Raw genomic sequence first — 5,394 nt, 5'->3', positions numbered from 1 at the left:
ATATAGTAGTGTTTGCTTTTTGCCATAGCTGCTTACTTTATTTTAATAGAAAACTCAATCCTGATTTTTTCCCATGCCATTGCAAGTTTTAAATCATTGCCTTTAGCAGGTTCTATAAAGTATTGCAGCCGCTCGGTGTGCACATTTTTCTTTGGTTTAACTTTTATTCTCACTACATCCTCCTTTTCGTCATACTCAGTTGCCAGGTGTTGTTTCCATTGTTTGTTAATAATAACTGTCCACTCATTTTTACCGGGAATGGTGAAGATGGCATATTTACCGGCAGGGATTTCTTTACCGCCCACAATAAAAGATTTACCAATTTCAAAGGTGGTGGCATCATGTGCCCCAGTTACCCATACTTCATTATAAGGAACAAGACCACCCCAAATAACTCTTTTACGAACACCGGGAGAATGATAATTGATTTTGATGCTGTCGCCATTGATGACAGCAACAGCCATTGATTTAATACTCTTCTTGCTGGTATCTTTTACTAAGTTGGGGTTGTAACATATCTCTTCATTTTTTTGCTGCTGTGCATTCGCTGATAAAGCTGATACTGCAAGAAAGAAAACAAACAGTTGAAAATAAAATTTCATGATTAATTATTTATAAGATTATATTTTTCTGCACTGATTATCTGAACTTCACCAAACATTGTTTTAAAACTTTTATTGATAGTTACATTTGCAAATCCTGCTTCTGAGATTAATTCGGGCAGTAGCCCTTTGGCATTTGCGTCTGTAGGTTTAAATCCATCCAGGCCTCTTATAATATTAAAGAGTGTTCTTTGCAACCACGATTTTGAACGGCCAAAATCTGCGATGTACAGTTTGCCATTATTACTCACTACCCGGAAGATTTCAGCCAGTATTATTTTCTTTTTAGTAGTATCGAGATGATGAAAAACAAGACAGGACAATATTTTATGAAATCTATTATCCTGGAATGGCAGATGTGTTCCATCATAATCAATCAGGAAAATATCAAGCCCCTTATCCTCACTTTTTTCAATTGCTTTGTTTAATATCTTCACATCAACATCAATACCGGCTACATTCGCTTCAGGCTGGAATTCCTTTATCATAATAGTTAATGTTCCTGTACCGCAACCAAAATCCAGTATTTTTTCCTTCGCCGAAACATTGGCTGCTTCAACCAATGCCTGTTTTATTTTCTTCTCAGGCATTGTAATACTTATCAAAAAATCATACAAAGGAGTTAGCCATTTGAAGCGGAGTGCCGGTATGTATTTTGTTTTACTCATTGCAATATCTCATTCCTGAAATGATGTAGTACATAAATCTTTTTTAAACCCAGCTTTTCAATTTGGTGGGTACGGAAACCCTGCTCCCAAAGCGTTTCATTATAAATAAGGAAACTAAAGCAGGGCTCCGACCCATGTGGTTTTTCTTTTTTTATGATATCAATTAGTTTATTCAAATTCTTTCTTCCTTTGCTCTTCCAAATATTTCTTCAATGCCTTTTCGCCAAACATTTTAAATACCACTGGCGTAACAATCATATCCAATAAAGTAGAACTGATTAATCCGCCTAAAATAACTGTGGCCACAGGATATAAAATTTCTTTACCGGGTGCAGTTGCATCCAGCGTTAATGGTATCAATGCTAATGCTGCAACTAATGCCGTCATTAATACAGGCACTAATCTTTCCAGTGAACCACGAATAATCATTTTATCTCCAAAAGTTTCTCCTTCATGCTGTACTAAATGGATGTAGTGAGAAATCATCATAATTCCATTTCTTGAAGCTATACCTGTGAGAGTGATAAAACCAACAAGCGTAGCAATAGAAAACACCCCTCCAGTCAGCATTACGGCTATCACACTGCCAATTAATGCCAACGGGATATTCAACATAATCTGCAGAACAATTCTTGATGATTTAAAATGACTGAACAATACCAGGAAAATTCCCAGGAAAGAGAATATGCTTAAAATGCCTATCAGTTTTGATGCTGATTGCTGACTTTCAAACTGGCCGCCCCATTGTAAAAAATATCCCTGTGGCAGTTTTAATTGTGCATTTACTTTTTGCTGCATTTCTTTTACAGTAGTTCCCAAATCCCTGCCCTGCACATTGGCACTTACTACAATCCTCCGCAGTGTATTTTCATGATAGATGGAATTAATGCCGTTTTCAATTTCAATTTTTGCAATTTGCTCCAGTGGTATCAATGAGCCATCAGGCAGGGATATCTGTGTATTTTTTATTTCGTCTAAATTCTTTCTTGTGCTATCTGTAGTACGCAGCACAATGTCAAAGCTTTTAATACCATCTAATATCTGGCTGCTTATTTTACCATTGTAGAATATTTCAATATCCTCTGCTACTTTGCCAACCTGCAAGCCGTAACGCTGCACTGCCTGCCGGTCAATTTTAACAATGAGTTGAGGTACCAATACCTGCTTTTCCACCTGTAAGTCTACTACGCCGGGCACTGTGCTTACAATCTCTTTCAACTGTGCAGCATTACTTCTTAAGTCTGCAAGGTCGTTACCGAATATTTTAATAGCTACCTGGGCCCTGACACCTGAAAGTAAGTGGTCTAACCGGTGAGAAATAGGCTGACCAATATTTACCGTTACGCCCTGCAAAACTGAAAGTCTTTTTCGAATTTCAGCTAATATTATATCTCTTCTTTTTACGTCTGATGGTTTTATGGCAACTTCAATTTCTGAATTGCTTGGAGGCTCTGCATGTTCATCTAATTCGGCACGACCGGTACGTCGTGCAGTGAGCAATACACCATCTACTTTTAATATCTCCTTTTCTGCTATGCTGCCTACACTATTGGCTTCCGTTAGAGAAGTACTTGCTGGCAAAGAAAGGTTAATAGTAAAACTTCCTTCATTAAACGGCGGTAAAAATTCTGTACCAAAAAAAGGTACAATGGCTATGGCGGACACTATTAAAGCAATGGCAATACCTATTACTATTTTAGGATGCTTTAAACCACGTTTCAGCAACTTAATGTCCTGTCGCTTTAAAAGTTTTACAAACGAACTATCGTCATGAGAAGAAGCCAGCATGGTAGCCTCTGTATCACTGGAAGGCGTATGGTCTAAAATCTGGTGCTCAGTATATTCCTTTTTCTTTCTCCAAAAAGCAAGATTAACATGCTGCAAATATTTCTTTTTCCCTAATAAATAACTGCATAAAGCCGGAGTTACTGTTAATGAAACTGCCAGGGATGCAATAATTGATGTGATATAGGCAATGCCAAGAGGCGCAAATATTTTGCCTTCAATTCCCTGCATATAAAATAACGGCAGAAACACCAGCACTACAATGATGGTGGCATACACAATAGAATTTCTTACCTCGCTGCTGGCTTCATAAATTACTTTTGACAGGGGCCTTGGTTCGGGAAGTGCCCAATTTTCCTTTAAGCGTCGAAAAACATTTTCTACGTCCACTATCGCATCATCTACCAGTTCTCCAATAGCAATAGCCAATCCACCCAACGTTAAAGTATTGATGGAAATACCAAACATTTTAAAAATAATAGCCGTAATAATTAATGACAAAGGAATAGCTGTAAGGGTAATAATAGTGGTCCTGAAATTCATTAAAAATAAAAAAAGAATAATAACCACAAGGATAAAACCATCCCTCAATGCCTCTTCTACATTGGTAAGTGAGTTTTCAATAAAATGTTTTTGCTGAAACACGTCGGTATTAATCTTGACATCTTTTGGTACTGACTTTTTTATGTCATCCAAAGCTTTGATAATTTCTGCTGTTAAAGTAACCGTATTGGCACCTGGCTGTTTTTCAATACTCAGGATTACTGCCGGGTTACCATTTAACGAACCATCCCCTCTTTTAATAGGGCCGCCAAATTTTAATTCAGCAACCTGCTTTAATAAAACAGGAGCATTGTTTTTATTACTGATTACTGTACTGGCTAAATCCTCTAAAGAATTTGCCCTGGCAATATTTCTCACCAACACTTCACTTCCTTTATTATCATCCACAAATCCCCCGGTTGAATTAAGATTGGTTGCCTGCAAAGCGTTGTCAATCTCATTGATTGAAACATTGTACTGGCGCATTTTTTCAGGAGATATCAATACCTGGTACTGCATTCTTTCACCACCAATTGGTATAACCTGGCTTACCCCCTTAATACTCATCAACCTTCTTCTAATGGTAAAATCACTCAATGTCCTGATATCAGCCGGTGATGTAGAATCACCCGTGACGGCCACCATCATAAATTGCCCCATCACAGAACTAATGGGACCCATTACCGGAACAATCTTATTGGGTAATTGAACTGTTTGTAATTTTTCGGCAGTTAGCTGGCGGGCACGGTACACATCGGTGCTCCAGTCAAATTCAACAAACACAAGCCCCAACCCCGGACTGGCAACAGAACGTACCACTTCCACACCGGGAGCGCCGTTTAAAGAAGTTTCAACGGGCAGTGTTACCTGTGCTTCAATTTCTTCGGGAGCCATGCCATTGGCTTCTAAAAATATAGTCACCCTGGGCCGGTTTAAATCGGGTAATACATCAACCGGCAAATTGATAAGTGTAATAACACCATATACCATCAGCAAAGCTGCAAAGGCAACTACAAACAAACGGTTACGTAATGAGAATTGAATGATTTTATTGAGCATGTTACATTTTTTATTAACTGATGGTTACTACTTTCCGTTATTTTCTTTTTTTAGAAGGAGGTTTTACAGGATAATTTTCTAAAAGTGTGTGTATGGCAGGATGCAGGTCATTTTGCAAAGTAGCAGGGTCGTACAAATCTGCTTCTACAGTAGCCGTATAAATAAATTTATTTTGTTTCCTGTTTATTACATTCAATGTTATACCGCCCCGGGTGTATTCTACTATTTTGGTAGTATAACCGTACGTATAGCTATTATAATTATTACTATAATTCAATGGCCTGTTATAATAATATGCCCGTGGATTTACATTATAATATGGGTTATGCGGTGAAATAGCCCGGTATTGGAAAGAATTATTATAGTTATAGGTTGGGACTGTTGAGCGAACCTGTTCTGTTCTGCTTTTTTTACTTTCCGTTACTTTTAGTTCAAATAATAAATCGGGGTTATCATTATCTACTGTCATACCCCTGGCTGCAAGTTCATGCGAAAAGTAATTGATGGCATTATTGAAAATAATCTGGTTGTGGTAAGGCGTATTGTCATTATCCTGGTGCGGAATCCAGGAAAATGTTTTATACTTAGCGAATTCCACACTTTTATCATAGTCAGCATAAGTAAGATTATAGGCGGTACTGCATCCGGCCGCTGTAAATAACAGCAGCATTAAGGGGATGATAATTTTATTTTTCATAATTCTTTATTTTACATTTTTAAGTATGATGGTATTACTG

The 5,394-nt window shown here is 37.7% G+C and carries 4 protein-coding genes; all 4 read right to left on the bottom strand.

Annotated elements, in window-relative coordinates; genetic code table 11:
- Positions 1-32 precede the first annotated feature (32 nt).
- The 4 genes from EO766_RS17655 to EO766_RS17640 all read right to left on the bottom strand — a co-directional run bounded on the left by EO766_RS17655 (position 33) and on the right by EO766_RS17640 (position 5,354).
- A complete protein-coding gene (locus EO766_RS17655; RefSeq protein ID WP_068241679.1) occupies positions 33-602 on the bottom strand; it encodes a DUF2911 domain-containing protein in 570 nt (189 codons plus the stop codon).
- Between the two features lie 2 nt (positions 603-604).
- A complete protein-coding gene (locus tag EO766_RS17650) occupies positions 605-1,192 on the bottom strand; it encodes a class I SAM-dependent methyltransferase (RefSeq protein WP_287101702.1) in 588 nt (195 codons plus the stop codon).
- Between the two features lie 246 nt (positions 1,193-1,438).
- Positions 1,439-4,657 carry an efflux RND transporter permease subunit gene (locus EO766_RS17645; RefSeq protein WP_068241673.1) on the bottom strand — a complete coding sequence of 1,073 codons (3,219 nt, stop codon included), beginning with the start codon at positions 4,655-4,657 and terminating at the stop codon, positions 1,439-1,441.
- Positions 4,658-4,694: 37 nt separating this feature from the next.
- Positions 4,695-5,354 (bottom strand): DUF4136 domain-containing protein, encoded by a 660-nt coding sequence (locus EO766_RS17640; RefSeq protein WP_068241671.1) that lies wholly within the window; start codon positions 5,352-5,354, stop codon positions 4,695-4,697.
- Positions 5,355-5,394: the final 40 nt, after the last annotated feature.

The sequence above is a fragment of the Hydrotalea sp. AMD genome, assembly GCF_004100315.1.
GTDB lineage: Bacteria > Bacteroidota > Bacteroidia > Chitinophagales > Chitinophagaceae > Hydrotalea > Hydrotalea flava.
Note: the sequence above shows the minus strand (reverse complement) of the source record. Positions and strands in the feature narration are given on the sequence as shown.